General features: G+C 58.9%; 21 protein-coding genes. 6 read left to right on the forward strand and 15 right to left on the reverse strand.

The features are described 5' to 3' along the window. Position 1: 1 nt before the first annotated feature. The 6 genes from KTAU_RS02320 to KTAU_RS02345 form a co-directional block, all read right to left on the reverse strand. Entirely contained in the window at positions 2-1,405 is a 1,404-nt protein-coding gene (locus tag KTAU_RS02320; protein WP_151726842.1) for a DUF4388 domain-containing protein, read from the reverse strand. A 23-nt stretch (positions 1,406-1,428) separates the two neighbouring features. Further along, a complete protein-coding gene (locus KTAU_RS02325) occupies positions 1,429-2,280 on the reverse strand; it encodes a response regulator (protein WP_151726843.1) in 852 nt (283 codons plus the stop codon). Between the two features lie 139 nt (positions 2,281-2,419). Further along, positions 2,420-3,199: a response regulator gene (locus tag KTAU_RS02330; protein ID WP_151726844.1), complete on the reverse strand. Its 780-nt coding sequence runs from the start codon at positions 3,197-3,199 to the stop codon at positions 2,420-2,422. Further along, a complete protein-coding gene (locus tag KTAU_RS02335; RefSeq protein WP_151726845.1) occupies positions 3,196-5,844 on the reverse strand; it encodes a sensor histidine kinase in 2,649 nt (882 codons plus the stop codon). The genes KTAU_RS02330 and KTAU_RS02335 overlap by 4 nt, the downstream gene beginning before the upstream one ends. Before the next feature lie 365 nt (positions 5,845-6,209). Continuing rightward, on the reverse strand, positions 6,210-7,346 hold the full coding sequence (locus KTAU_RS02340; RefSeq protein ID WP_151726846.1) for a lipocalin-like domain-containing protein: 1,137 nt from the start codon (positions 7,344-7,346) through the stop codon (positions 6,210-6,212). Next, a complete protein-coding gene (locus KTAU_RS02345; RefSeq protein WP_151726847.1) occupies positions 7,343-9,763 on the reverse strand; it encodes an MMPL family transporter in 2,421 nt (806 codons plus the stop codon). The genes KTAU_RS02340 and KTAU_RS02345 overlap by 4 nt, the downstream gene beginning before the upstream one ends. Before the next feature lie 276 nt (positions 9,764-10,039). Between KTAU_RS02345 and smpB the strand changes: the two genes are divergently transcribed. Together smpB and KTAU_RS02355 are read left to right on the forward strand one after the other, a co-directional pair. Further along, on the forward strand, positions 10,040-10,483 hold the full coding sequence (gene smpB / locus KTAU_RS02350; RefSeq protein ID WP_228026344.1) for an SsrA-binding protein SmpB: 444 nt from the start codon (positions 10,040-10,042) through the stop codon (positions 10,481-10,483). A gap of 91 nt (positions 10,484-10,574) precedes the next feature. Then, positions 10,575-11,048, forward strand: coding sequence for a PaaI family thioesterase (locus KTAU_RS02355; RefSeq protein WP_151726849.1), 474 nt, complete (start codon positions 10,575-10,577; stop codon positions 11,046-11,048). Positions 11,049-11,079: 31 nt separating this feature from the next. On the opposite strand, the gene KTAU_RS02360 is transcribed toward KTAU_RS02355, so the two are convergent. The 9 genes from KTAU_RS02360 to KTAU_RS02400 form a co-directional block, all read right to left on the reverse strand. Next, entirely contained in the window at positions 11,080-12,402 is a 1,323-nt protein-coding gene (locus KTAU_RS02360; protein ID WP_151726850.1) for an MFS transporter, read from the reverse strand. A gap of 153 nt (positions 12,403-12,555) precedes the next feature. Then, complete coding sequence (locus KTAU_RS02365) at positions 12,556-12,762, reverse strand: hypothetical protein (protein ID WP_151726851.1); 207 nt, start codon at positions 12,760-12,762, stop codon at positions 12,556-12,558. Positions 12,763-12,977: 215 nt separating this feature from the next. Beyond that, complete coding sequence (locus tag KTAU_RS02370) at positions 12,978-13,688, reverse strand: GNAT family N-acetyltransferase (RefSeq protein WP_151726852.1); 711 nt, start codon at positions 13,686-13,688, stop codon at positions 12,978-12,980. A 132-nt stretch (positions 13,689-13,820) separates the two neighbouring features. Then, entirely contained in the window at positions 13,821-14,663 is an 843-nt protein-coding gene (locus tag KTAU_RS02375; RefSeq protein ID WP_112428269.1) for an ABC transporter permease, read from the reverse strand. A 9-nt stretch (positions 14,664-14,672) separates the two neighbouring features. Then, on the reverse strand, positions 14,673-15,515 hold the full coding sequence (locus tag KTAU_RS02380; RefSeq protein ID WP_170293118.1) for an ABC transporter ATP-binding protein: 843 nt from the start codon (positions 15,513-15,515) through the stop codon (positions 14,673-14,675). 1,058 nt (positions 15,516-16,573) lie between these two features. After that, on the reverse strand, positions 16,574-16,972 hold the full coding sequence (locus tag KTAU_RS02385) for a hypothetical protein (protein WP_151726854.1): 399 nt from the start codon (positions 16,970-16,972) through the stop codon (positions 16,574-16,576). A gap of 153 nt (positions 16,973-17,125) precedes the next feature. Then, a complete protein-coding gene (locus KTAU_RS02390; RefSeq protein ID WP_170293002.1) occupies positions 17,126-19,504 on the reverse strand; it encodes a transglutaminase TgpA family protein in 2,379 nt (792 codons plus the stop codon). Positions 19,505-19,631: 127 nt separating this feature from the next. Further along, positions 19,632-20,855: a DUF58 domain-containing protein gene (locus KTAU_RS02395; RefSeq protein WP_151726856.1), complete on the reverse strand. Its 1,224-nt coding sequence runs from the start codon at positions 20,853-20,855 to the stop codon at positions 19,632-19,634. A gap of 3 nt (positions 20,856-20,858) precedes the next feature. Beyond that, positions 20,859-21,830, reverse strand: coding sequence for an AAA family ATPase (locus KTAU_RS02400; protein WP_151726857.1), 972 nt, complete (start codon positions 21,828-21,830; stop codon positions 20,859-20,861). A gap of 422 nt (positions 21,831-22,252) precedes the next feature. On the opposite strand from KTAU_RS02400, the gene KTAU_RS02405 reads away from it, so the two are divergent. The 4 genes from KTAU_RS02405 (at position 22,253) to KTAU_RS02420 (ending at position 25,676) form a co-directional block, all read left to right on the forward strand. Next, the gene (locus KTAU_RS02405; RefSeq protein WP_228026284.1) at positions 22,253-22,552 is read left to right on the forward strand and encodes an acylphosphatase; all 300 of its coding nucleotides are present in this window, start codon (positions 22,253-22,255) and stop codon (positions 22,550-22,552) included. A 199-nt stretch (positions 22,553-22,751) separates the two neighbouring features. Further along, positions 22,752-23,042 (forward strand): Asp-tRNA(Asn)/Glu-tRNA(Gln) amidotransferase subunit GatC, encoded by a 291-nt coding sequence (gatC, locus tag KTAU_RS02410; RefSeq protein ID WP_151726858.1) that lies wholly within the window; start codon positions 22,752-22,754, stop codon positions 23,040-23,042. Between the two features lie 3 nt (positions 23,043-23,045). Further along, on the forward strand, positions 23,046-24,509 hold the full coding sequence (gatA, locus tag KTAU_RS02415; RefSeq protein WP_151726859.1) for an Asp-tRNA(Asn)/Glu-tRNA(Gln) amidotransferase subunit GatA: 1,464 nt from the start codon (positions 23,046-23,048) through the stop codon (positions 24,507-24,509). Positions 24,510-24,638: 129 nt separating this feature from the next. Further along, entirely contained in the window at positions 24,639-25,676 is a 1,038-nt protein-coding gene (locus KTAU_RS02420; protein ID WP_151726860.1) for a D-alanyl-D-alanine carboxypeptidase family protein, read from the forward strand. The last annotated feature ends 47 nt before the right edge of the window (positions 25,677-25,723 follow it).

Raw genomic sequence — 25,723 nt, forward strand, 5'->3', positions numbered from 1 at the left:
CTTAGATCGACCTCCTTCGCGTCTCAGGCCACCCGTAGGCGCTACCGCTCTCCGGGAACCCTTGCCATTGTCCCTCCTCCCCTCGACGTGGCGGTTGCGGCTGAAACTCACGCCCCCTGGTTCGCTGGACGTTGCGATAGGCTCTGACCTTCTGATACTCCTGGATCTCGGCATCGATCTCGGTCAGAAAGGCCTTCCAGGCAACGTTGAGCTGCTGTCTCGTGTGCGAATTGCCGACTTCATCTTGCAAGACGGCGGTAAAAACCATTCGCAAGAACGCCGACAACCCCACGACCGCCTCCCAATAAAATTCTTCTAGCTGCTCACCTTTGACCAGCTTGTCCAGGGTCAGGATATCACCACAGTCAAGCTGCCCATCGACAAAGCTGGCTGTCTCTAGAATGGGGTAATACTGCTTGGCCAGGAGCTGCAAGGGCTGCGAGAAGGTACGCTCAAGATAGCGGATAATTTCACCCGTGGGCACATGCCCCCTCCCGCGCAGGCTCCTGGCAAAACGTCCGTGATGCACTAGTAGACCATTGATGCATTCAACCAGCACACGAATGAGATTCAGCAGGTGCAGCTCAGGGTTGACATTCTTGCGCTGCTGCCAGAGCGTGTGCTGGCAGCGAATCAGGAGATCGTGCAGGTCATGCTGGAGGGCTTTCTCCAGCTCGGTGTCCACTAACTCGATCAATCCCAACTCCAGCAGGCGAGCCATGAGACGGGCAACGCGCGCCTCCGGCATCATCAGCGCCAAGGAGATGGCCTGCAGGGGGATCTCGCCGTTACAGAGCGAGAGCACCTCGATATACTCCTGGCTCAGCCCCAGGCCACGCAGGTCATTGCTGTTTTTGACTTCTGGCAGCCAACGCGCTACGCTGGCACGCGTCAAATGTAGCTCACCCATCTCCTCCCACTCATCAGCCTGGCGCAGGGCCTCTAGCAGGACTGAGTCGATGTCGAGCGGCTGCATACGGCTCTCGATCGCCAGCAGGCGCCGATGAAAGGAGAAACGCCCCTCGGCCCAGCGTAAGGCGTGACTGATCGACTGGGTCACGGCAAACTCCAGCCGGCGCTGCATCTCCTCGGCGCTCATCCAGCCTCGTTCAACCAGCAGCGCCAGTGCCACTTGCATATCACCTCGCGCCAGCTCGCGAACCATCTGCGCCCTGCGTGGATCGAGCCGATTGAGCAGGCAGAGCATGGTAAGCAGATCAAGCTGGGGAGCGCCCTCTTCACGCAAAGCCACAATCTGGCCCTTGCGCAGGGCGATCGAAAGTGTCTCAGGACCGGAATGGACAAACAGCGTGCCTGTCTTACCGCTGAGGGCAAGCATCTTGAGAATGGACTGCAGACCCAGCGTCTGCAGGTCACCATCCATAATACGATCTTGCTGCTCCATTCTTCTCTTCTTCCTTTTCTTCTCTATGCAAGTGGTCGCGTTGCCGGTGCCAGTTTCTGCAGCGCCTGCTCAATCGCTGCCTGCAGGTGCTCGACAAAGAAGGGCTTCTCGACGTAGACCACCGACTTCTCTTCTCGTAGATAGGGTCTGCGCTCCAGTTGCCGTGGCGTCAGAGCACTCATCAGCACAAAGGCCGGCGGACTGGGCAGCGCACTGCGCTTCAGACAGCGCATCATTTGATAGCCGTTCATCCAGGGCATGATCAGGTCAGCAACTACGCAGTGCGGTCGCCACTCGACACAACGCTCCAGCGCCTCTAATCCATCGTGGGCCACCGCTAGCTCGTAGTCAGCAACGGCCTTGAGGGATTGCTGAATCGTCTGAGCAACGTCAACGTCGTCGTCGACAATCAGCACCCGTGCCCGGTTGCCCTCAGCTCCTTGCCTATCGCTGATGAAATAGTCGCCTCGTTCTTCACTCGTCTGAACCAGCCGCTGCAGGGTACCGAGGTAGCGTAACAGCCGTCCTACGTCAAAGGGCTTGAGCAAAAAGGCTACAACGCCTAGCTCCTCTAGCCGATCTCGCGAGACGGAGCTGCTTCCCATGATCACAGTAAAGCGAGCTTCCGGCCAGCTTCTTGGAGGCTGCAGCAGCTTCTCCCCCTCTCCCTCCCTCGCTCCTTCCCTATCTCCATCCATGTCGTATAACAGGACGTCTCCTACCCAACTCCCCAGGTCTATCTCTCCCCCACGCAGCAGGACTCGGACTTCATAGCCGCGCTGGCGCAGATGCCTTTCTAAGATGGTGTTCAGACTTTCCTGCTGCCCCACAATGAGGACTCTGAGCGGCCTTGGCCGCACCATCGCTCTAGCCATAGCATGCCTGCTCGCTTTGCCTCTGTCAAGAAATACCGGTAATATAGTAAAGAACTCCCATTCTTCCGAATAACAGTGTACAGCAAGCCGGCTCAATTCGCCATATAGGACGGCCTTGTTAGCATTAAAATCCCATTAATTATTCCTCTGCCGGGGCAACGTTGCTCACGCGAGAGGCAGCAGTCGGCTGCTGATCACGCCTCCCATCCGCCTGGAAAACATAGCCAACCCCAGGCTCGGTGAGGATATAGCGCGGGCGCGAGGGTTCTTGCTCGACTTTGCGCCGCAGTTGCCGAATATAGACGCGCAGATAGTCCGCCTCTTCTCCATACTCAGGCCCCCATACCGCTCGCAGCAAGGTGCGATGGGTCAGGACCTTGCCAGCGTGCAGCATCAGCTGCCGCAATAGCTCAAATTCTGTCGGGGTGAGGCGAACTTCACGATCACCCGCCCGCACATAACGGCGCTCGACGTCCATAACCAAATAGCCATCGCTGCTGCGCAAGACCTGCGCTTCTTCTTGCTGCCTGCCCCCTCCACCACTGGCAGCGCGGCGCAGACAAGCCCGCACGCGCGCCAACAGCTCGGCGTTACTAAAAGGCTTGGTCAGATAATCATCCGCCCCCAGGTCCAGGGCACGGACTTTCTGCTTCTCTTCGGTCCTGGCTGAGAGGACGATGATGGGCACCTGACTCTGGCGGCGAACTTGCTCACAGACTTCCAGGCCGTCGATGCTCCCCGGCAGGCAGAGATCGAGTAGGATCAGGTCAGGTTCATGCTGGCGCACAGCTTTGAGCGCTTCTTCTCCGTTGTCGGCCACCAACACTTCATAGCCGCTCATGAGCAGGTTTCTGCGCAAAATACGCTGAATTGAGAGTTCGTCATCGACAACTAAGATGCGCTTGCCTCGGGATCTCATTCTTGTTCCTCCGACAACCGTGCAGCGGGCGAAGGCAGGCTGTGGGCCGGGCCGGGACCGGGTCCACAGGAGCAGACTGGCAGGGCGAAGACAAAGACGGCTCCTCCTCCCGAGGAGGACTCTATCCAGATCCGCCCTCCATGCGCCTCGATGATGCCTCGGCAGATGGCCAGACTCAGGCCATTTCCCTGGGGGTCAACACTATAAAAGGTTTTGAAGATACGCTCACGTTCTCCTTCCGGCAGCTGATAGCCATGAGCGAGGAGGCGACCATGCAGTACGCCATCAACGATCTCTAGTTTGACAGCAATCTCCTCGTTCGATCGGTTATGACGCAGAGCGTTCTCCAAGAGATTATAAAAGACGCGCTCCATCTGTGCGTAATCAGCGTGGACAAGCAGCGGTAATGGAGGCTGCAGATACGGGCGAATGTTGAGCTTTCTTCCCAAGCTGCGCTCTAAGCGCAGGAGGGAGCTGTTGAGCAGCTCACCCATGTCGCACCATTCTTTCTCAAGGGTGAGAGCCCCCATCTCAATGCGCGACATCTCGATCAACGCGTTGATGAGCACGGTCAGATGATCGGTCTCGGTATCGACCTCGCGTAGAATCTCACGCCGTGTCTCTTCATCCCAGACAATGCCTGGCTCCAGTAGCCCGGTGATGGCCGCCTTGATGGACGTGAGGGGCGTGCGCAGGTCGTGCGAGACCGAGGAGAGCAGGGCCAATTTGTTCTTTTCGTCGCGTACCTGCTCGGTGATATCGTGGGCCTGGAGCGCGTAGGCTTTGAGCTGACCATGCTGGTCTTTGACAGGATGACGGGTGAAGAGATAGTGGCGATCGAGGCTCGTGTCATCCTGACCGGCCCCCCCTCGCCGCTCGTGTCGTCTGTTCTCGTCACCGTCTGCCGCTCTGGTGGTCGCCTTCTCATGGAGTGGTTCGCTGGCAAAGGCACAGCGTAGCTCCCAGGTCCGTGCCTGTTCCTGGGTAAACTGGCCGAGGTATTGCTCCAGCTGCTCACGATTGCGCGCAAGGATGAGCAGGGTTGAGAAAATTTCAGCGAGTCGCCGACTATCTCCGGCTTGCAGGCGAACGCCACACAGGCTCTCCGCCGCTGGATTCATGTAGATGCAGCGTCCGCTGAGATCAACAGCAAACCAGGCATCGGTCAGATGGCCCGGCAGGTGCTCATGAAGCTGGACCAGACGGCTCAGTTCGCTCAGTATGCTGGCCCGTTCAAGCGCTTCCTCGGCGCCGCGTGTGAGTAGGGCGGCGCTGGGATCTTGCGCCGGAGCAGCGACCTGCGTATCTGCCACGTCTATAATCTGCCTATCAGGCAACGCCTGGGGAGTCCCAACAGCCTGCCTGCGCTGACGCACGGCGCTCATCAGAGTCTGCAGGTTCTGCTCAGGACAGGTCAGCAGATAGTCGGCAATGAAGCGCAGGAGGCTCATAAAGCTGATGCCAAAGGTCTGCTCGAATTCACTACGTACCTGCCCCAGTAGCTGCTTCTCCGCTTCTTCGCCCCATTGTCTTTGAGTCGCTTCGAGTCGCGCAATGATCTCTCGAAAGCGCTGCTGCCGCCGTACCGCTTCGAGCAGCATGCCATTGTGAATGGCGATAGTGGCCTGACTCGCAAAGAGCGAGAGGATGTCTACTTTGAGTGGTGTAAAACCACCCGGTTCTTCAGAGCAGAGCAGTAAGGCTCCGTAAACGGTGGAGTCAGTGACCAGCGGATGGACAAAGATAGAGCGAATCTTGAGTTGGCTATAGAGAGGCTGGCTGGCCGGGAAGCGCGAGTCATTGCCGATGTCATTAGAGAATTGCGGCTGGCGATGAAGCAGGCTGTAGCCAATGATGCACTGCTCGCTGAGAGCCTGCCCATTCTCGATAATACGCGCGAGGGTATGGGCCTCCAGACCCGCCTGAGCTTCGAGGCGTAAGCCCCCCCTCTGGCCCGAGCGATCGATGGTGACAATCGCTGACCAGACGCGCAGCGCCTCGGCAATACCGTTGACGATGCGCTGAAAGATGGTGGCCAGATCCATCGTCGAAGCCAGTGCATTGGAGACGGCTTTGAGCGCTTCCCGCTGCCGGTCTTGAATCTGGGCACTGCCGCCTACCTGCACCCCTTCGATCGCAGCCGCCAGGACCCGCCCTACCGCTTCCAGCAGACGACGCAGCGAGGGATCATCATAGGTACCCAGCTGACAGCTTCCCAGCTCTAAAGTGCCCAGCACACGATCTTCGACTACTAATGGCACAATGGCTGCCGAGCGCAGCTGCGGGTGACCACTGAGGGCATCCCCTACCTTCGCCGGCGGTCCATCCGCTCCCTGCGGATAGTTCTCGACGAGCATAATGGGGTGTCTCAGCACCTGCTCCGCCCGCGATTCGGGTAGCGGATGCTGATGATAGCGCGCTTGCCAGGCATCGCCCTCTCCTCGCCAGCAGACTGTCACGCGCACAGCTTGACGGTCATGCCTTAGAAGGACTACGCCAAAAATGTCAAATGGGATGGTCGGCGTCAGCTCTGCCGCAAGCCTGGTGTAGTCGGGTTTCGAGCCGCGCACGCTCGCAATAATGCGAAACACACGCTCGACGATAGCAGATTCATCTAGCGTGGAGACGCGCGTCCCTGCTTTCATTGTTCCCCCCAACAATGAACCGGGCTACCACCTCTTGAACAGTTAGCCTGGAGTTTTTTCTCTACACAATCATCAGCAGTATAACACAAAAGGATGACACAAGTAGTCGGCAAATTCATCCGCATTGATCGCCTTACTCTGCTTCTGTTGAGCTGGAGATGCGGCTCCCTCTGGCCCGAAGGTACTACCAGAGCTGTCCTCAAGCCGACCGAACGGCTTTTTATAGAGCATTGCAGCTCGGCTCCGGTCCTTCGCAGGAGTCTACTCTATTATCAGACGGGCGGCAAGACCACCAACAGGCGCGGTCAATCGAATCGATCGACTACCGTCCGTCTAGACAGGCGCTCTCTCGCCTCTCCAAGGGATTACGCAGCAGCATAGCCGGTCAGTTCAACATAGCCTTCTCCGTCGACGGCATGACCTGCGCTCTGACCCTGGATGCTCACGGCTCCCTCCCAATAGGCGTTGCCAGTCGACTGGTAGGTGACTAGCTCTTGATCTTTCAGCTCTGGCTGAAGAGTGAGCTGGGCGGAGAAGCGCCCATCGCTGATGGTGATCAGCCAGCCGGAAGGATAGCGGGCATGGGTCACCGGACTCAGCCAGGTTGCCAGGGTTTGAACGTGCAGAGCGCTGGCCGGCAAGAGGTGGTCCTGACCACTGGGATCTATGAAGCTCACATAGGTAGAGATGACCCGCTTGCTGGCATCACGGATCAGATAGAGCATCAGCTCGCTGTTATCATTGAGCTGCAAACTGAACCAGTCCCAGCCACCGCCGGCCAGAGTGAGGAAGTTTCCCCACTGGTGGTCCATCCAGGCTAATCCCGTGACAGGCAGGGTCTGGCCATGATCAACCAGGAGGCCGCTGACGGCTAGACGAGTGCGCGAGTAATAGTAGGAGAAGCCTGCCAGACCATAGGTGATCAGTCCGTTGCCATTATGCAAGACAGCTGGTTTGAGCGCCTGTAGCTGCAACTGCAGGGCATAGTCTGGCATGACAGCTGCCAGTTGATCTTTCCCATTGCGCCCCTGCATGCGCCAGGGGCCGACCTGGAGCTGAAAGCCTCCCTGGCTGCCCGCTCCCGCTGATGCAGGTTCAAGTTGTAGCACGCGTTGCTGCGCAAAGTGAAACTGACCACGAGTGATGTCGCTGATGGCGAAATGAGCCGCATAGACAGGCGGCAAGTCGCTACGCAATACTTGAAAAAAGACCAGCTCGAAGCCATAATGCAGGAGACGCCCGTCGTTGCCTCGGGCCTGGAGGTGGCCAGTATAGTACCACCACTCGGTGAGGTCCTTATGCGGGGCCTCGTCCTGGGGCAGACGAATGGGAGGCAAAGGCGTCGCCTGGGCGGTGACAGGCACCAGCGGCAGCTGCGCTGACGTAGCCGGAATGCCCGGAAAGGCGCAGGCGCTCAAGCCGCTCAGTCCGGACAGCAGCGCCAGCAGAAGATAGAGCAGCTGCCCGAGACGGCAGCGTCCCTTATGCAGCGTGCTCATCATAGCCTTCCTCCTTGCTGAGACCGGGGATGAGCAGGCCGCTCTCCCTCACCGCTCACTAACGTCCCTCCCTCACTGCTGACCTCGCGGCGGCCTGCTTTCTCCTCAGCCAGGAGGGTAGGCCGGCGCTGGACCCCGACAAATGGCAGCCACCAATTGAGATTGCCCAAGAGCCGCATGGTCGCTGGCACAAGCAGACCTCGCACGAGCGTGGCATCGCAGATGACTGCCAGGGCCATGCCCAACCCGAGAGCTTTCACGAGGATCATGTCGGCAGTGGCAAAGCAGGCACTGACTACCACAACAATAGCAGCCGCGCTGGTGATGATTCCCCCACTGCGCTGCAGGCCAAGGGCTACCGCCTGGGTATTGTCGCCGCTCTCCCAGTAGGCTTCTTGTACCCGGGAGAGTAGAAAGACCTCATAATCCATCGAGAGGCCGAAGAGCGAGCAGAAGAGGAGAATGGGACTGGAAGCTTCGACAAAGCCCAGGGGTGTAAAGCCCAGCAGCTGATGCAAGAAGCCTTCCTGGAAGATGACGACCAGCGCTCCATAGCTGGCCAGGATCGATAGTGTATTCATAAGAATGGCCTTGAGCGGCAGTAGCAGCGAGCGGAAGAGCAGCAGGAGCACGACATAGGTGATGCCCGCCACAATCAGCGCCGCCTTCGGGAAATCCCCGTAGAGGGCCTCGACATAGTCGATGTTGCTGGCGCTCCCTCCGGCCACAAGCACATGCATGCCCGGCCCCGGAGGCGTGTTACGAATGGTCAGGACAAGCTCCTCTGACTGCTCCGAGAGCATGTCATACTTACTGATGACAGTGACCATTGCCAGGTTGCCCGCGACCGAGGATTTGAGCAGACCGGATAAATAGGGATCAGCAATGAGTTGCGGGTGAGTATAGAGTAGCTCATATTCCTGTAAAGTCAGACGAGGATCGGCGCTCACGATGCTGTCGACGCGGGCCACGCGCGGATCAGCTTCTAGCCGCTGGACATAGCGATAGAGCAAGGCGATATTGCTGGGTGTCAGCACGTTGCCCTGCATCTGAACGGCCAGTAGAATGGGCGTCGTCTCGCGCGCGTTGAAACGTGAGACCAAGAGATCGTAGGAGACGCGCGACGGGACATCTTGGGGCAGGATCGAGGCCCCCGGCGCCGAAAAGCGGACCGCCAGGAAGGGTAATCCGAGGGCTACCAGCAGCACTAAGACCGGGAAGAAGAAGCGTAGCGGATAGCGCATGACCAGATGCGATAGCCGATACCAGAATCCCTGATGCGGCTGAATGAGGGCGCTGCGTGCTCCAGCCAGAGCCACTTCTTCTGTCGCTGCATCTACATGAGCAGCCCGCCGCTGACGCCACCAGCCCCACAGCCAGGAGAGGCGCACGGGCAGGGCGTTGACGCGCGTCCCCAGAATGGCCAGCATGGCCGGAAGCAGGGTCAGGGCCGCCACAACGCAGAGCATGACCACCAGCATCCCCCCCAGGCCAACCGAGCGCAGCATGTTAATGCGGAAGAACGTCAGTCCGAAGAGGCCAATGGAGACGGTAAAACCGGAGAAGGTCACAGCTCGCCCAGCGGTGGCTACGGTAACGGCCACCGCCTCACCTGGCTTCCGACCGCGTGCTAACTCTTCGCGGAAGCGGCTGACCATGAAGAGGGAATAGTCAACTCCCAGCCCGAGGCCGAACAGCGTGGTAATGTTCAAAACAAAGATCGATAGCGGGATGACGTGACCCAGCCCAAAGATAATGGCGAGCGCCACGATCACCGCTCCGCCACCGATGATGGTGGGTAAGAGCGCGGCAATGACAGAGCGGAAGACCAGGAGCAGGGCAATGAGGGCAAAAGGAAAGGCCAGCAGCTCAGCTCGTCGCAGATCACGCTCGCTGACAAACTGAATATCTTCGTAGAAGACGGGGCTGCCGCCAACGTGAATCTCCAGATCCGGCTGCGCCTTCAGCCTGCGCTCCAGCTCGGGCAGGAGGCGCGGCGCGCTGTCGGGATCAGTCTTGAGCATGACATTGGCATAGGCGCCATGACGATCGAGCGAGATCTGTCGCGGATTATCCAGGTAGGTGACGACGCCCGCCACTTCAGACCAGCTCCGTACCTGGGCGAGTGCTTGCTGCATCTGCTGGACGAATTGCGGGCTGTCCACACGATAGCGCTGGCTAGTGAAAATCACCTGGACAACCGTCGGATTGAGATGGAGCTTGCTGGTGAGCAGATCGAGCGCTCGTTGTGACTCAGCATCAGGACTGAGCAATCCCCCCGGCTGAAGCACCTGGCTAGCCCGTGGGGCAAAGGGTAAGGCCACGAGCGCCAGGAGTAACCAGAGCAGGAGGATCAGCCAGCGTGCCCGAACGGTCACCTGGCCTAGCGCATAAAAAATTGACCTTCTCGGTTTCTGCATGTATACTCTTCCTCACCTGGGGGCCGCGCCTGGCAGACTGGCTGTGCTGCTGGCTCTGACGGCTCAGTCAAGGCTGCCGAGCCGCTCGCCCCTCACTCCGCGTTCATCTCCGTGCGGGGTCGCTGTGAAGATGTCCCTGAACGACATTGCTGTTATACTAGTAGACAGCTTTTGTCTGTGTGTCAAGGGGAGCTGGCACTCGGAGGAGGTCCTATGACGAAGCAGCTGGCAAAGCAGGCGACAACGAAAAAGCCGGTCCAGGGCGATGGCAAGCCAATGCAGGTCATCGCTGTCAATCGACAGGCTTACCATGACTACGATGTGGAGCGTACGGTAGAGGCCGGGATCGCTCTGGCTGGCACCGAGATTAAGTCGATTCGCGCTGGCAAGGTCAATCTCCGCGGCGCGTACGCCATCGGCAGAAACGGCGAGCTGTGGTTGGAAAATATGCATATCTCTCCCTACGAGCATGGGAACATCCACAACCATGACCCGCTGCGCCCTCGTAAGTTGCTGCTGCACCGCCGCGAGATCAACCAGCTTCTCGGCAAGGTCAGCCAGAAAGGGATGACACTGATCCCTCTGAAGCTCTATCTCAAAGACGGCCTCGCCAAGATTGAGCTGGGCCTTTGCCGCGGACGCAAGCTCTATGACAAGCGGGAGGCTATTGCCGAGCGCGATGCCCGCCGCGAGATGGAGCGCGCCCTGCGTCGCCGCTGAAGCCGATACCTCGCCGTCAACCCACACGAGCGGCGAAATCACCAGCTGATCTTTATCTCGCTTTTTTCACAAGTAGAGGAATAAGTCGCCAATGAACCAGGAAAAGCAAGTGGAGCAAATTCATCATTTTGTAGAACAGATCAACCAGCGCCCAGGCTTCGGCCAGCTTCTGGGCATGCGCGTGGAGGCAGCGGAGCCAGGGCGTGGGCGAGTTCGCCTGACGGTCGATGAGCGGCTGATGCACCCCCAGGGATTGGTGCACGGCGGCGTGATCTTTTCATTGGCCGATACAGCTATGGCTATGGCGCTCCTGGCCTCCTATCCGCCGGGGACGCACACCGGGACGATCGAGGCCAAGATCAACTATCTCCGCGCCGTGCGCAATGGGCACTTGCTGGCGGAGGCTGCCATTATCCATCAGGGCCGGACCACGGCGGTGCTGGAGGCTACGGTCTACCACCAGAGCGACGAGGGGCAGGAACAGCGCGCAGTGGCCCGGGTCTTGAGCACCTTCTATATCTTCCCAAGCGAGGAGAAGGGCGCTCACAACGAGCGCGCTGGTTAGTTTGCCAGCTCGCCTCTCGGACTAACTAAAACTAAAAAGAAGCGATGTGTGAGCGCTCGGCAACTGAGGCTTCGCCTGTCTCTCTGGCCTTAGCAGCGTAATGTTGTTCAAGACGGAGGAGCGTCAGGAGTGAGAGCAGTGCGACCAGACCAAGGATGGCTGTCAGGCAAATCAGGCCATCAAAGCCAAGACGATGGGCGAAGAGACCAGCCAGGCCATTGCCTAGCAACTGGCCCAGGCCAAGAAAGACCGAATAGAGGCCCATGAGCAGACCGCGATCCATCGCGCTCTCCTCAGTGAGATCGGCCAGGTAAGCCAGGGCAGAAGGGGCAAAGCTGCTTTCAGCAAAGATTCCTAGGAGGAGCACAGGAATCCAGATCCCTGGAGCTAAATCACCTCCGAGGCGGTGATTCATGCCCCAGAGGGCCATTACGCCCACATAGAGACCCGCTACGGAAGTGAGCATCATCATCAGGCGGGGCAGATGGGCAAGGAAACAGGCCCAGAAGAGAAGTGAGAGACCGAAGAAGAGGACATAGCTACCCAGGACCAGGCTCAGGCGACCACCGCCACCAGGTCCGCTCATGATGCCCATTAAGAGCTGATCACCCATGCGTCCAGGGCGGGAGAGTAAGAAAGGCAGCTGTGAGCTGACCCAGATACCCAGCAGGGCACTAATACAGATCCAGGCTGGAATAAAGATAAAGAGGCGCGGCTTGTGCAAGATTGCCAGATAACGTCTCATCAGCAGCGCCGGGCCAGTGGGTTCAGTCACCTGGGTAACATGAGGAGCCAGGAACATGCAGAGCGTCACCAAGGCATAGAAGAGGGCTAACAGAGCAAAAGCCCAGGAACCAAAGCGGTCCCAGGCAAAGCCGCCTACGACGACCCCGGCTGCTATCCCGCCACTGGTCGCCAGCTCATAGAAGCCCATGACCCGCATGCGACCCTGCTCATTCCGCCTGGTCAAATCGGCCAGATAGCCCAGGACAGAGGGGGTGATCATCGCTGACGCCAGGCCCGCAAGCACCTGCAAGGTCAGTAAGAAGGGCAACGGCGAGGCCATCGGCGTCAGCGGTATCAGCAGCATCCCTAGCACGCCCAGTAGTGGGCCCAGGACCATAAAAAGGCGCCGTCCCCAGCGATCGCTCAACGCTCCCATGAACGGCGCGAGCGTCAGCTCAGTAGCATAATAGACGACAGCCAGCAGACCCACCTGAATGGCCGTAATGTGATGCCCTGCATGAATAGCCAGGCGGGCCAGGAATAGCCCCAGGACGATCCCCCCAGCACCTGTATTGACGCGCAAGAGAAAGGTTCCCACAATAAGCGGGATGGCCGATCGCCGCACCATATCGCCCCCTCAAGTTCCAGCCAACCTACCTGCCTATCTCTCCAGATCGTCGCACGTAGGTTAGTTTCCTCACCGCCTGCTTTGTCTCCTCTTCTTCAGCGAGGTCGCCGTTAGTGCTCACAGCCAGCCTGACCTGTCCAGCCCCCTCCATGCCTAGAAGCGCGCGGCCTGACCCTCACCTTCGCCTGAGAGGCCATAGTGGCCTGCTGCTGTGGTCTTGCGATAGCTGCGCAAGGTCCAAACGGCAATAATCCCTCCAACAATCAGCAGGACGACTGCAACAATAAGGAGCACCAGCAACAATATACGCAATCCTTGATGATCAGAAGCACTGCTCAGAGAAAGAGCCAGTAGTGGCATCAATGACAATCCTCTCTCTCCCTGATGAAATAGTTCCCCCGAACAGCTCTCTATCATCAGGACGGGAGAGGCAGAAAGAAAGTAACGCACTCCCCCCTCCCTCTATCTCTCCAGAAACCAAGCAGGTCAGCCTCAGTTCTCACTCGCCACGCGCGGTGGAGTCCCAGACGAGCAAGGTAAAAGAGGCTGACCCTGGTTATCAGTTAGAAGCAGCATTAGGCTTTACGCTGCTCTGCCTGCTGAAGATTGAGCGCCCCCGGCAACAGCTGTTTTTCATAGCAGCAGTAGTGGCGCACCAGCGTTCTCCCAACAGGTTCTAACAGCCGCGCCGGGCCTCTGGAAGCGGGAGCTGAGCGTTCCTCCTCTTCCAATTCCAGTTCCAGTGTCAGGCGCCCTCGCTCAGACCAGGCTGCTTGCGTCTGACTCTCAATGACAATGTACCAAAAGCTCCGCTCTAACTGGTAGCCTTCACGTTCCAACAAGGCTCGAGCGGACCGGTTGCTATAGGCCACCGTCGTTGTGAGCAGGGCGCAGCCGCGCTCGCTGACTACAATGTCCTCCAGGGCGGCACGCGCACGCTGTTCCGCCAGGCGCAGCAAGAGTGTGCCAATGCCTCGGCCTCGATAGGCCGGGTGAACGCGGACGCAGAAAGCCCAATTGCTCCCTTGCGCCACCTCAGCCCCAGCGAGGGCGACAGACCAAACAGCACCATAGCCCACTACCTGCCCCTGACGCGTCAGAATTAACCAGGCATCGCTGCTCAGCTGGAAATCCATCCGCTGCCAGCTTGCACTGAGATCTCCATCTTCCTCATGGCCCTCCTGCTCCCCTTCAACCCGTGCACAGATGGCAAAGAGTTCTTTGACAGCCGGCAGGTCCGCGGCTGTCGGAGAGCGCGCTGAGAGATCGCGCAAGTAAACAGCCATCCGTTGTCCTCCTCTGGAAGGGGAAACCACGGCGATAAACGGCCCAGCCCCAGCCCGTTCGCAGGCTGGCTCTCCAGCCTGCCAGCTGCGCGACAGGCCTTCACCAGAGCAGCCAGGGCCGGGGCCTGGGCCTCAGCCATTCCTTTTCAGCTTCCCCGTTCGCTTGGCATAGCGCTCCGCCAGGCTAAAAGCGTAGACACTCGCTGGCACACTAATCAGACCCGTCAGAATCAGGGGCCAGGTACAGCTCCAGATCTCAGGAGACCAGAGAGGCCGGCCCTGCATGATCGCCTCGCGCAGGCCCTCCAGCACATACGTAGCTGGCGAAATACGCGCCAGCGGCTGCATCCAGCCCGGCAGCACTGAGATAGGATAGTAGACCCCCGAGACCAGCAACAGGACGGCTTTGACGATGAACGACATCTGCATGCCCTTCTCTGTGTACAACAGCGGGAGGATCGCCGCTCCGATGCCAAAGCCGATAAATGAGATACTACCCAGCAACAGCAAAAAGAGTGCCGTCAGGTAATTAGCATGGCTTAGATCGATATGGAAGAAAGCTGCAATGACCAGCAGCTGTATCAGCGTAAAGAGCAGTCCATGAGCAACAGCGTAAAGACAGCTCCCGACCATATGGGTAAAGCGCGAGATGGGAGCCATAAAGGTATATTCGATGGTGCCCTCCCAGCGCTCCATATTGATAATGTCAGTCACGCCGTCGAAGGTTACACTGAGATAGGACCAGACCGAGGTGCCGATCACGAGTACCAACAGCAGTGAGTTGGTGTCGAACTTGACCTTTGCCCCGGTAATCTGCTCAGCAGCGGCTCCGATGAAGGTCACGCTGAGAGCGTTGACGATGTTGTAGAGCAACCAAACAATTTCCCAGGCCCAGTAGCGTCTGGTCAGGTTCCAGTTGCGCTCAAAGAAAGCGTAGGTTGCCCGTCCTCGGTGCACTAAAGCAGTAAACATCATACAGTCCTTTTATTCCTCCTCTTCACGCATAGCTTCCAAAGCCTCAAAGGCTTTTTCCCAACTGCCGTAGCGAAGAATATCCTCTTCCGTGATGCGATGGCTGGCTGTATAGTGCATGAACACCTGATGCATGCTCGCGGGTACGGACAGCCCCAGCTGGTGCATCACTTCCTGCTTCAGCTCATCGATCGAACCAAGCGCCACAATACGTCCCTGATCGATAATCGCGACACGATCGCAGAGAGCCTCAGCCTCCTCCAGATCATGGGTCGTCAGAAGGATTGTTGCATCGTGAACCTCACGAAGCTCGCGAACAAAGGTTTGCACATCCAGTTTTGAGCGAGGATCGAGGCCAGTCGTCGGTTCATCCAGGAGCAGCAATACGGGAGCCGTCAGAAAAGCGCGGGCAATGGCGACTTTCTGCTGCATGCCGCGCGACATATCTTCCAGCGGCTGCTTAATGCGTGCGGCTCCGATGCCCAGACGCTCCAGGATAGAGACAATTCGCTCGCGCGCCAGACGCCCTGGCAGGTTGTAGAGACGCGCTGCATAGATCAGGTTCTCCATAGGCGAGAGCTTCTTGAAGAAGGAAGCCTCAACACTCACGCGGTTGATCAGGCGGCGCACGATGGCCTCGTCTCGCACGACATCGTAGCCAAAGATCGTGACCCGCCCGCTATCAGGAATGAGCAGCGTGGAGAGAATGCGAATCAGTGTAGATTTGCCCGAGCCATTCGAGCCGAGAATGCCGATGATTTCGCGACGCTTAACCCGCAAGCTCACCCGATCCACCGCCCGCACCGTGCGTGCATCTTTTCCCTTCTGCCAGGGCAGCCACGGACGAGACTTCATAAAGACTTTCGTGACCTCCTCAACAAGAACAGCATCTTGCTCCTCTTGGTGATCTGCCAACCTCGGTGTAGATAATGGTGGGAGCAGGCGCTGTATCGCCATACAGTAAACCTCCTTTGCTTGTGAGCATCGTCTTGGCTGTCCCCGTCCGGTCCACGCTGCTCTCCAGCGTGGAGAGAAACCAGAACGGTCGATCGGAAAGATACTACCAGCCGGGACCTCTTACCACGATCACTCGACCGGTCTTCCATCTGCCCTAAAGAACAGCTCCACCCGCCTTGGAAGCATACAGCTCAGGGCGAGTCGTATGACAAGGCCACGATAGGCTTCAAACCGAGCAGGTCAGCCAGCCCGTTAGCTAGCGTCGGGTCAGATGAGCGGACAGGCATGTCGAGTAGGTGAATAGTGGAGTCTCTTGGCCGACGGAAGCGAACTCGGCCCGGTTTTTTCGAGGCTTCTCAGTCTCAGTACTCCACAGCTGCTGCAACCCAGGGATCAGAATGGATGCCATCGTCCGACCAGGAAAAAGGCGACAAAAAACCGTGGGACTGAAGGTTGCTGTCTCAGTGCCCACGGTCGAGAGATCGCTCTTCAGCGCCCGGCGCTTTTGTCACACATCAGGCGCCAGGCGTAAAACAGGCGGCGACTCCCCCCAAATGGGCCCACTGATCCCCAAGTCAACCAGGCATGGAGTAGTGAGTAACAGCGAAGAAAGGCCAGCGAAGCCCCTGGAAAAGGCAGAGGTAGCGAACGGCAAAACAATCCCCCTGCTCCTCTTCTGCTGCAGAGGCCAAGAGGCCAGGAGCACACGATTGCTTACCATTAGCTCGCCTCCCTATCCCTGGGCTTGCGCTAAGCGCAGCGAATGTTTTTTGTCCCAGATGGGGACACCAAAGGCCCCGAACCAGCGGCACGGGGCCACAGGACTTCAAGTAAATGATTACTTTTTAGAAAAGGTCTAGAACGAGTATACGGTAAAAAAACTCCTTTGTCAAGGGAAGATCAACGCTGGTCAATAGAGCGAGGGAAGAATCAGGGGAAGAGGAGCGAAGGCCGGGCTAACGACTACCCAGCCCGGCCTGCACCTCGGTTTTAGCCTCGGCTTTCGCCTGTTTCACAAACTGCATCAGTTGCCCTTGCTGGATGATCTTTGCCAGCCGTTTATGGCACTCAATCGCCTCTTGCGGCGTATTGCTACTATGCTCGTAGATCACCAACCGATAGAGGGTGAGATAACCGTTCTGCTGAGGATAGACAGCTGTGACAAAGCCGCGGCCCAGGCGGCGATCATCGAAGGTCGCCAGCACGTAGCGCTTTCCATCCGGGGCGACGACCACGTGGCGAGCCAGGTCGAGCACCTGCAGCTTCACCGGATAGGCATCGGGGATCTCCAGAGGCCGTTCCCGGATGCTGGCCAGCATCTCCCGATCCTGTTCCAGCACAACACGATCAATCATCGCATCACTCCATAAGGATCAGCTTAAAGGGCACATGCCACCCTGGCTTGGGAAAGCTCCAAGGTGGCATAGTACAGTTTAACGGAAGAGGGAGAGCAGGTCAAGTGCTCCCTGGCTCCGGCTGGGCCTTCCCTCTCCCCTCGCACCGCAGCGTCAGAGATCTTCCAGGGCGGTTGGCGCTGGCAAATCGAACGAGCGACCTCTGCGCCAGAGACGGCGCAGGTGTTCCCAGAGCCAACGGATAAAGTGCACAGGCGCCCTGGCCAGCACATAGGGATGACGTAGGAGGTAAAGGAAGAGACGCGGCTCAATCTGTCGCCAGAGGGCTGGTGCTTCGCGCATTTCGCCCGAGTTGGCTGGGTGCTCAGGGCTACCCGGGGGCGCCCACAGGTCGCGCACGTAGAGGTCCCCCAGACGCTGCAAGAGCGGCGCCTGCTCGGGAGCCACATCACTGAGACGCTGGATATATTCGTGAGGCGTCTCGGCGCGACGGGGAGTGAGGCCGGCCCAGCTCGCCAATAGACAGATGCGCCCGTAGATTTGGGCTGTCAGGCGCAAGTGGCGGAAGAGCCGCCGCCACCAGATGGCGAAGAGCATCAACAAGCAGGCCAGAGCAAAGATTACGCTCAGGGTGAAGTAGCTCAATGACTGCTGCCAGCTCAGGCCGCTCCCCTGGGAACTACCTCCCGCTACCCCGGTTTCATCGTTCGGCAGCGGGAGACGCCGTGGCGTCGTGGCGCTGGGCGAAATGCCCTGACCAGGAGTGATCGTCGAGCCACTATCTGACGAGCTGTACTGATTGGGAAGCGGGCGCGTGAAGGCCGGAAATCCCGGCGAAGGCTCGAAATTGATCCAGCCATAGCCAGCGAAGTAGATCTGGGTCCAGGCATGGGCCTGAGTACCACGTACCACCCATTGATGAGTAGAAGGATCGTAGGTGCCCGGCGCATAGCCAGTCACCACTCGCGCCGGCATCCCAAGTTCGCGCGCCATTACCGCCATCGCCGTCGCAAAGTAATTACAGAACGCCCGGTGACCGCTGCGGAAGAGCAGCCAGGAGACCGGCTCATCGCCGGGGGGCAGCTGGACATCGACTGAGTAGGTATAGCCACGGAAGTAGTTTTCTAAAGCCACCGCCTTGTCGTACATCGTGTGAGCGCTGGCGGTCAGTTGCTCGGCCAGGATGCGAATATTGGGATCAAGATGAGGAGGCAACTGCAGATAGGTCTGCAGAATGGCGGGATCATAATAATCGGTGGGTAGAGGGCCCTCATAGTTGGGTGGCAGCTTGGGAGCTGCGGAAGGGAAAGGAACCGATTCCAGGGTCTTGACATCCGCCGAGGAGACATACGACTGGACCGTGTAATGATCACCTGCCGCTAGCTTGGACCCTTTGCGCAGCACGGCCACGATGCTGGTAGTGTTTTTGCTCACGAGCACAACCGCAGGCTGGTCAAGCTGGCCCGCCTGCCAGGGCGTGAAGAGGTAGGGCTGCTGCTCACCTGGGGGATTGACGACGGTAATCTGGAGCGTCACGGCATGGACAGGCGTGCCCTCGGGCGGAATCTGCTGGCCCTTCGGCAGCGAGATACTGTAGGTGGGACTGGTCGACCAGCCACGCCCATCGTAGGTGTCATAGGCCAGCGAGGCAATATATTGCCCTCCCTCGCTGCTCGTGATGCGGAAAACGATGTCGTTGTTCAGGTGGGGATTGCCACCTAGCACCAGCGAATTGGTGAAGTTGCCGCGGTTCGATGGAATTACTCCCCCATCGACAGCGACAAGACGGTTCCAGGCATTCTCAACCTGCACCCAGGGATTGCTGTCAAGATCCCAGATCTGCGCGGCATCGGCATTGACATAGCTGCCCGGCAGAATCCAGGAGAGAATCACCACGGCCAGCGAAACCAGCAGGCCGGCCTGCATGAAGTCCCAGCCCAGATCGTCAGCGCAGCGCAGACCCAGTCGCTTCCAGCGGCGCATCGACTCAAAGAGTGAAAAGCGGAGCAGGAGCAGCAGTGAGGCGCACAAAAAGATAAAGAGAAAGATCAGATAGCCAACAGGTACATTGCTGAGATTAATGAGCAACACCGCGCCGTTGAGCAGGATCATCAGCAGCGGCACACGAGTGCGATAGACTAGCCAGACACTGGCATAGGCCAGCCAGAAGCTGAGAGCAGTGATCAGGAAGAGAAAGATCGAATCGTCGCTACTCGTGCCCCCGGCCAGAGCGATCGCCACCCAGGCCCGCAGGGCGCTGAAGAAGAGAGGGAAGCTGCCGTTGAAGTCGGCAGTTGCGGTCTGCCAGTAGGCGATGAGCAAACCGAGCACCAGGGCCAGCGGCTGAACGAGCCAGGGAGGGAGCCAACGCTGGCGCCCGGCCACCAAGCCGAGCAGCAGGCCAAGTGCGGTTGTCAGGGTGAGTACCTCCAGATGGGCTACCCAACCGGCCACCTGCACCGACCAGATGGTGCTATAGACGACGATGGTCACCAGCACGAGCGAGAAGTAGCCTTCTTCGAGATGGAACAACTCCTTGAGCGAGGACCAGCTCAGCCCTGGCTTATCTGGGTTTGGAGCTGGTGAACCTGCCCCCTTGGGGCGGAGTTCAGGCTCCGAGAACAGCCGAGAGAAACGATCAGCAGTGGCCTGGCCCATATCAAGACCTCCATTGGAGAGAGCGCACGCTCGGGCCGCGTTCGAGCGCCTCTGCTAGCGAGTCGCCCCGTCTGACGCGCAGCACGGGAACGCCCTCGCCTTCCAGCAAGGCCCACGTATCTTCATCGACGGGTCGTCCATCAAAAGAAGCGGCCTCCAGTCCGATGACCGCCACCTGGACCCCACGGCGGCGCAAGTGCCTTAACCCTTCGTGCCAGTCGCGCGAGGTTGAAGGGGTAATCACAATGGCCGCTGTATTGCGCCCAAAATGCAGGGCATCCAGCGCCAACGCCTCCTTCAAGTCCGGTCCAGATCCTGCTCTGACCACCGCCAGCAGCTCCAGCACACGCTCGATCTGGCGCTCGCCGCGATCCAGTGCCAGAAACTCTCGACGCTCGCCGTTAACAATCAGGCCCAGAGACAGGTCCTGACGCAGCAGATAGACGGCGAGCGAGGCCGCGATCGTAATGCCATATTCTTCTGTCGATTCTTCTCCCTCGCCCGCCTGCACTGCCTGATGGAGATCGAGGAAGATCCAGGCATCCATTGCTGGATCAAGATCGAATTCCTTGACCATCAGTTTATTATAATGTGCCGTTGAGGGCCAGTGAATGCGGTTGAGCGAATCGCCGCTGACGTATTCTCGGATGGTGGTAGCATTCGTTGTCGTATGGAGCGCGCGACGGGTACTGCGCCCTTTACCAGGCAGACCACCAGTAAAAAAGGCAAAGCCTGCCAGAGGAATGACACGCGGCAGAACGAGAATGTCGTAGGCCGGCGAGAGCAGACGATGACGCCGGAAGAGGCCGAAGGGGTCGCCACTGCTGGCAATCACGGGACCAAGTTGGTAGCGACCCCGGCGCCGACAGACCGTACGGGCCCGCCAGAGCGCGCGCTTGCGCCCGCCCATGCTGGCGACATAACCGGCGCGATGGCCAGGCAGCGTGGAGCCATCGACGATCTGCACCCAGAGTTTGGGAAAGATGCTGACATTATCTAACATCAAGCGCTCGTCGAAGGTATCACCCACCTGGACGCGCCCAAAAGGGGCCGCGCGATGAAAGACCAATCCGCGCAGACTGTAATGGGCCCACAGCAGTGAGAGCAGAAAGACGGCCAGCAACACATAGGTGACCACATAGAGCGCCTTCCAGCCGCTACTGATGGCCAGAAAGCCCGTCACCACAATCAAGAGCACCAGAAAAACGGTCTGCCAGCTCCGCATGGCTCAGCGCGCCTTTCCTCCTCCGACCCAGGCGCCCGGGACCGGCACCGTCTGCAGAATCTCGTCCAGAATGGCCGAGGAGGTGACCGAGCGCACGCGGGCCGCTGGGGTGACGATGATTCGATGCGCCAGCGTTGGTTTGACCATCATCTTGACATCGTCTGGGATCACATAGCTACGCCCGCGAATGGCCGCCAGCGCTTGCGCAGCGCGGAAGAGCGCTAGCGAGCCGCGCGGGCTGGCTCCGAGATAAATGTTGCCATGATGGCGCGTGGCGTTGGTGATGGCCACAATGTACTCACGAATAGACTGGTCAACATGAATAGCTCGAATCTGCTTCTGTATCTCTAGCAGTTCCTCCGCCGTCATGATCTGCTGCAGATCCTCAAGAGGATGATGGTGTTGCTGGCTATTGAGGATATTGATCTCATCGGCAGGGGAAGGATAGCCCAGGCTGATATTCATCATAAAGCGATCGAGCTGGGCTTCGGGCAAGGGGAAAGTTCCTTCGTATTCGATGGGGTTCTGGGTAGCCATGACCATGAATGGCTCAGGCAAGGGATAGCTCCGGCCATCGACGGTGATCTGCGACTCCTCCATCGCTTCCAGCAAAGCCGACTGGGTCTTGGGTGTTGCGCGGTTCACCTCGTCGGCCAGCACAATCTGCGCCATAATCGGCCCAGGGCGAAACTCGAAATTGCCCGTCTTCTGGTTGTAGATTGAGACACCGGTGATATCGCTTGGCAGAAGATCAGGGGTAAACTGGATGCGCTTAAAGCTACAGCCGATCGAGCGCGCAATGGACTTGGTCAGGACCGTTTTGCCCACGCCGGGCACATCTTCAATCAAGACATGGCCCCGACAGATGACGGCAATCAGGGTGAAGGTGACAGCTTCGGCTTTACCAACAATGACGCTCTCAACGTTGCGAATCACTCGCTGAACAGCAGCAGCGAGATCCTGTACTGACTGCATGCTCTACTCTCCGATCAGGTCGCGGAGGCCCGAATCCAGGAACAGCTCAACCTGCTTTAGTGTACCACACTGCCCGCCCGGATGATACCAGTTTGCCCCGGACGCCAGCCTCTCCTACCCTTCTCCTATGGCGCGGGCTGAGTACTGGTGATCGCTACAGCGTCTGCCTCCGTTTTTCTTCTATAATAACGTTGACAGTGGAGCAACGATCGCAATCTGCTGCCAGTCTAGCAAAGATTGCTGAATTTTGGCTGAAGGAATGGCCCCCTCTCCTTTCTCAGACGAAGGAGAGGGGAGGCAGGCGAGAGCATCAGGAGAGGAGGTCCCCATTTGCTCGCCGCTGCCCTCCAGCCAGTCCGAGCTAAGCTATCCGTCCTGTTCCTAAAAGAAAGGGCTATCCTCACAAGGGTGAGTATGGTATCATGAGAGCCATGCAACAGGACAACGAGAGGCAAGAACTCTACGCCCGCGTCCTGGGATATGTCCAGGGGGTTGGCTTCCGCCAGTTTGTCATGCATCACGCCACAGCCCTGGGTCTGCGCGGCTACGTGCGCAACCTGGCCGATGGCAGCGTGGAGGTGCTGGCGCAAGGGCCACGCGCCGCTCTGGAACGGTTGCTGACTCTGCTGCACCGTGGTCCTTCCGCCGCTGAGGTCCATGAGGTCCGCGTCGACTGGCGCCAGCCCAGTGAGCCACTGAGTGGCTTCCATATCCGCTGGTAGCTCACTTGTTTGCTACTCTGCTGTTCCGTTGGGCAGCGCAGTTTCACCCTGCACTGTCTTGTAGAGAGCGCTTTTTGATGCTTGTCGCAGCTTCTGATTCGTCAAGCGTCTCTATCCTGGCTCATTTGAGCTTCCACTGTATAAAAAGATAAGGCGAAAGCGATCAACAGGTTAGTCAGAGTGAAGGAGGCTCGGGGTTTTGATCGATCGAGAAACGGTACTCCACATTGCCCAGCTGGCACGGCTCGGCCTGAGCGACGAGGAGGTTGAGCTTTTTCGCCAACAGCTCTCCAGCATTCTGGAGCATATGGCTATTCTGCGCGAGGCAGATGTGAGCGGGGTCTCTCCCCTGGCCCATGCCTCACGTCTCACGAACGTGATGCGCGAGGATGAGCCTGGTCCCTCCTATCCCCCGGAAGTGCTTCTGGCCAACGCCCCCGACCAGGAGGAGCAATGTCTGAAGGTGAACGCTGTGTTGGAGGAGTCCTAGCCGATGAGCGCTTTGCATGAGCTAACGCTGAGCGATGCGGCGACGCTGCTGCGCCAGCGCCAGATTTCTTCTGTTGAGCTGACACGCGCTTTTTTGGAGCGGATTGAGGCCCTCGATGGACGCATCCGCGCCTTTACTCTGGTGACAGCAGACCTGGCGCTCCAACAGGCCCAGGAGGCCGACCAGCGCCTGCAGCGTGGCGAGCAGGTGACCCCTCTCACAGGCATCCCGCTGGCCATTAAGGACGTGATCTGCACCAAGGATATCCCAACAACCTGCAGCTCGCGCATGCTGGAGCATTTCCGCCCTCCCTTTAATGCAACGGTCATGGAGCGCCTCCAGGCCGCCGGGGCGGTGATGCTTGGGAAAACCAACATGGACGAGTTCGCGATGGGATCTTCGACCGAGCACTCGGCTTTTTTCCCCACGCATAACCCCTGGGACCTGGAACGCACACCCGGCGGCAGCAGCGGTGGCTCGGCAGCTGCTGTGGCAGCGGGCATGGCTCCGGGAGCGCTGGGCAGCGACACTGGCGGCTCGATTCGTCAGCCAGCAGCGCTCTGCAACGTCGTAGGATTGAAGCCAACGTACGGTCGCGTCTCCCGCTTTGGCCTGGTTGCCTTCGCTTCCTCACTGGACCAGATCGGCCCCTTCGCACGTACAGCTCGCGATGCCGCTCTGCTACTGCAGGCCATCGCCGGCCCCGATCCACGTGATTCCACCTGCTCAGCCACTCCTGTACCGGACTATACGGCGGAGCTAACGGGCGAGATCCGCGGCCTCCGTATCGGTGTCCCTGTCGAGTACTGGGAAGCCCCTGGTATGGACCCAGGCGTGGCGCGCGTTGGTCAGGAGGCGGTCAATCGTTTGCGCGAGCTGGGGGCCGAGATCCGCGAGGTCTCACTGCCCCATACCCGCTATGGGGTCGCCGCCTACTATATCATCGCCCCTGCCGAGGCAAGCGCCAATCTGGCTCGCTACGATGGCGTAAAGTACGGCTACTCCTATCGCGACACCAGCGATATGTGGGAGGCTCTGGATAAGACACGTCAATATGGCTTTGGGCCAGAGGTCAAGCGCCGTATCATGCTGGGAACATATGTGCTCTCCGCCGGCTACTACGATGCCTACTATAAACAGGCTCAGAAGGTGCGGGCGCTCATTGCCCAGGACTTCGAGCGTGCTTTCGAGCAGTGCGACGTGCTGGTCAGCCCCGCCTCACCAACGGTGGCTTTTAAGCTGGGGGAGAAGCTATCGGATCCCTACCAGATGTACCTGAACGACGTCTTCACTATCCCGGCGAATCTGGCTGGGATCTGCGGCATTTCGATTCCCAGTGGCTTCAGCGAGGGCCTGCCCGTAGGACTGCAGATTCTCGGCAATGCCTTTGCCGAGGCGACGATTCTGCGCGTGGCTGATGCTTTCCAGCGTGTAACGGACTATCATACCCAGCGCCCGGCCCTGTAGTGTAGAGGGAGAGAGCAGCCCAGAGAGCTTGCTTCGCCTGAACAAGTCGGGCAAGTGACTATCTGCCTGCCTCTCATCTGGCTATCCCTCTACCTGCTCTGGACGGAGCCGAGGAAGGAGAGTCTGTCCTTGCCACAACAGCAGCATCGTCCCCGCTCTGTTTTCCCAAGCTTGCCACCGCTGGTCAGCCGTATGCTGGCCGCGCTGCTTCTGGCCTTGGCCGCCTTCATCGCTATCGGGGCCTCTTTGCTGGTTTTTACCCCTTGGGGGACCGGGCTGGCAGGCGGTACCAGCATGACGGAGACCCCAACTGTAGGGCCGTCTTCGCTCTCGCCAACACCACGGCCAACCCTGGCCCCCGTGTTGACTCCTCGCGGCTCACCCCCCTCGCTGACCGCCGCCGAGGCTATGCTGCTGGACGCCGATAGCGATCGCATTCTGGCCGATATCAACGGTGAGGTGCCGCGCCCAATGGCCAGCACAACGAAGATTATGACGGCGGTCATCGCTTTGCAGATCGGCAACCTCGATCAGGAGATTACGGTCGGCGCCGACGCAGTAAACGAGGCTCGCGATAATGATGGGAGCAACGCAGGCTTACAGGTGGGAGAACAGTTGACGCTGCGCGACCTGCTCTACGCGCTGCTTCTACCTTCGGGCGATGACGCAGCCATTGCGATTGCCGATGGCCTGTCTGGTTCGACGGCGAAGTTCGTAGCTCTCATGAATCTTTTTGCTCTGCGACTACACTTGTTCCAGACACATTACGCCAACCCAGATGGGCTGCCAGCACCAGACCACTACACCACAGCCTTTGACCTGGTGCGCCTGGCTCGCTATGCTATGAGCATCCCACTGTTTGCCCAGATTGTGGGAACGCGCGTCTATTCTGTGCCAGCAACCGCTACTCATGCGGCCCATGTCTGGACCTCGACGAACGAGTTGCTGAGCACCTATTCAGGGGCGACAGGCATCAAGACGGGTTTCACGGGAGAGGCTGGCTACTGCCTGGTCTTTTCGGCTACGCGCAACGGCCATCACTTGATCGGCGTTGTGCTCGATACCCCTAGCCCTGAAGCTCGCTTTCAGGACGCGCGCCGTCTGCTCGACTGGGGTTTCTCGCTGCCCGTCGCGCCTCCCGGTCCCTCGGCACCACCCCCTATCTAGCTTAGAGGATGCACGACGAGGCTGGCCGCGGCAGATCTTGCTCGCAT

It is taken from the genome of Thermogemmatispora aurantia (genome assembly GCF_008974285.1).
Classification (GTDB): Bacteria; Chloroflexota; Ktedonobacteria; order Ktedonobacterales; family Ktedonobacteraceae; genus Thermogemmatispora; species Thermogemmatispora aurantia.

What these genes read in the sequence shown, in the direction of transcription:
- KTAU_RS02400 (WP_151726857.1), bottom strand. Translation starts at nt 21,830, where the DNA reads ATGCAGTCAGTACAGGATCTCGCTGCTGCTGTTCAGCGAGTGATTCGC.
- KTAU_RS02320 (WP_151726842.1), bottom strand. Translation starts at nt 1,405, where the DNA reads ATGGAGCAGCAAGATCGTATTATGGATGGTGACCTGCAGACGCTGGGT.
- KTAU_RS02365 (WP_151726851.1), bottom strand. Translation starts at nt 12,762, where the DNA reads ATGCCACTACTGGCTCTTTCTCTGAGCAGTGCTTCTGATCATCAAGGA.
- KTAU_RS02360 (WP_151726850.1), bottom strand. Translation starts at nt 12,402, where the DNA reads ATGGTGCGGCGATCGGCCATCCCGCTTATTGTGGGAACCTTTCTCTTG.
- KTAU_RS02330 (WP_151726844.1), bottom strand. Translation starts at nt 3,199, where the DNA reads ATGAGATCCCGAGGCAAGCGCATCTTAGTTGTCGATGACGAACTCTCA.
- gatA (WP_151726859.1), top strand. Translation starts at nt 23,046, where the DNA reads ATGAGCGCTTTGCATGAGCTAACGCTGAGCGATGCGGCGACGCTGCTG.
- KTAU_RS02345 (WP_151726847.1), bottom strand. Translation starts at nt 9,763, where the DNA reads ATGCAGAAACCGAGAAGGTCAATTTTTTATGCGCTAGGCCAGGTGACC.
- KTAU_RS02395 (WP_151726856.1), bottom strand. Translation starts at nt 20,855, where the DNA reads ATGCGGAGCTGGCAGACCGTTTTTCTGGTGCTCTTGATTGTGGTGACG.
- KTAU_RS02405 (WP_228026284.1), top strand. Translation starts at nt 22,253, where the DNA reads ATGAGAGCCATGCAACAGGACAACGAGAGGCAAGAACTCTACGCCCGC.
- KTAU_RS02375 (WP_112428269.1), bottom strand. Translation starts at nt 14,663, where the DNA reads ATGATGTTTACTGCTTTAGTGCACCGAGGACGGGCAACCTACGCTTTC.
- KTAU_RS02385 (WP_151726854.1), bottom strand. Translation starts at nt 16,972, where the DNA reads ATGATTGATCGTGTTGTGCTGGAACAGGATCGGGAGATGCTGGCCAGC.
- KTAU_RS02325 (WP_151726843.1), bottom strand. Translation starts at nt 2,280, where the DNA reads ATGGCTAGAGCGATGGTGCGGCCAAGGCCGCTCAGAGTCCTCATTGTG.
- KTAU_RS02335 (WP_151726845.1), bottom strand. Translation starts at nt 5,844, where the DNA reads ATGAAAGCAGGGACGCGCGTCTCCACGCTAGATGAATCTGCTATCGTC.
- KTAU_RS02340 (WP_151726846.1), bottom strand. Translation starts at nt 7,346, where the DNA reads ATGATGAGCACGCTGCATAAGGGACGCTGCCGTCTCGGGCAGCTGCTC.
- KTAU_RS02355 (WP_151726849.1), top strand. Translation starts at nt 10,575, where the DNA reads ATGAACCAGGAAAAGCAAGTGGAGCAAATTCATCATTTTGTAGAACAG.
- smpB (WP_228026344.1), top strand. Translation starts at nt 10,040, where the DNA reads ATGCAGGTCATCGCTGTCAATCGACAGGCTTACCATGACTACGATGTG.
- KTAU_RS02370 (WP_151726852.1), bottom strand. Translation starts at nt 13,688, where the DNA reads ATGGCTGTTTACTTGCGCGATCTCTCAGCGCGCTCTCCGACAGCCGCG.
- KTAU_RS02380 (WP_170293118.1), bottom strand. Translation starts at nt 15,515, where the DNA reads ATGAAGTCTCGTCCGTGGCTGCCCTGGCAGAAGGGAAAAGATGCACGC.